This window comes from Rhodopseudomonas sp. BR0C11 (genome assembly GCF_010820945.1).
In the GTDB taxonomy this organism is placed as follows: domain Bacteria; phylum Pseudomonadota; class Alphaproteobacteria; order Rhizobiales; family Xanthobacteraceae; genus Rhodopseudomonas; species Rhodopseudomonas palustris_H.
Map to the genome: position 1 here is coordinate 1 of NZ_QTKI01000692.1, position 1,368 is coordinate 1,368.

Here is a 1,368-nt window from a genome sequence, read left to right on the forward strand (position 1 = left end):
GGGCGGCCATTTGGCCGCACCGGTCATTCAGCAGTCCTGCAGCGTTTTAAGTGTCGAGCCGTCGGCGCGCGGTCAGCGCGGCGACCACCAGTCGGCGAGCAACAGGCCGAGCGTTCCCGATACCGCGGTGATGAACGCCCCCCACGAGATGTCGACCGCCACCACCGGCCAAGTCCAGTGCTTCAGCAGCGCCAGCGACGTCAGCTCGAAGGTCGCGTAGCAGAACAGCCCGAACAGCGCCCCGTACAACAACGAGGATTGCCAAGTCGCCTGCGCCGAGCCGTTGACGAAGATGACGATGCCGACGACGTAGAGCAGGTAGAACAGCACAGCCGGCAACAGCCTCACCTCGCCGAGCATCTCGCCGACCTGCGACTGGAAGAAGCTCTTGGCGATCGTGCCGAGGAACAAAAAGTCGAGCGGAATCAGGACAATGAATGTTGCCAGATAGAGCAGACCGTAGCGCTTCAAATCGTCCTCCTGAACAAAGCAGAATGCATCCTGTCAAATACGGAATGCCTCGTCGATGGTTGCAGACGCAGCCGGACAGCGGCGCAAAATCGCAGCCTCGTATCCAGGATGAGCCCACGTGCTGACAACCGCCAGCTCCCGTCCCGTCATCGTCTGGTTTCGCGACGATCTCCGTCTTGCCGATCATCCGGCGGTGCAGGCTGCTGCGCAATCCGGTGCGGCTGTGCTGGGCGTTTATGTGCTCGATGAGGTGAGCGATGATGTGCGCCCCCTTGGCGGCGCAGCGCGGTGGTGGCTGGGGCAATCGCTGCGCTCGCTTGCGGCCGAGCTTGCTGCGGCCGGTGCGCCTCTGATCCTGCGGCGCGGGCCGGCGGCCGCGGTGCTGGCCGAGCTGGCGCAGCAGAGCGATGCGGCGGCGGTGCATTGGAACGAGATCGAGATCGCTCCGCATCGCGCTGTCGCCGATGCGCTGGCCGATGCCCTCACGGTGGCCGGCATCGCGTATCACCGCCACCCTGGCGACACGCTGGTGGCGCCGAGTGCGATCCGCAGCAAGGATGGCCGCGGCATGCGGGTGTTCACGCCGTTCTGGCGGCGCGTCCTCAGCCTCGGCGATCCAGCGCAGCCCCTGCCCCGCCCGAAGGCGCTGCGGCCGGCGCCGGCTCCACCGAGCGATCAGCTCAGCGACTGGCAGCTCGAGCCGACGTCACCGGACTGGGCCGGCGGCCTCCGCCAAACCTGGACGCCGGGCGAAGCCGCCGCGCAGGCGCGGCTGTCCGACTTCCTCGCGGGGCTGCCCGGCTATGCGGACGGGCGCGACTATCCGGATCGGCACGTCACCTCCGGTCTGTCGCCGCATCTGCGGTTCGGCGAAATCAGTCCGCGCCAGGTCTGGTA

The 1,368-nt window shown here is 67.1% G+C and carries 2 protein-coding genes; one reads left to right on the forward strand and one right to left on the reverse strand.

What is annotated here, in order from left to right:
- Positions 1-72 precede the first annotated feature (72 nt).
- On the reverse strand, positions 73-471 hold the full coding sequence (locus DYI24_RS26625; protein ID WP_164574460.1) for a DUF2177 family protein: 399 nt from the start codon (positions 469-471) through the stop codon (positions 73-75).
- 118 nt (positions 472-589) lie between these two features.
- On the opposite strand from DYI24_RS26625, the gene DYI24_RS26630 reads away from it, so the two are divergent.
- On the forward strand, positions 590-1,368 hold a 779-nt coding region (locus tag DYI24_RS26630), incomplete at its 3' end, for a deoxyribodipyrimidine photo-lyase (protein WP_349627822.1).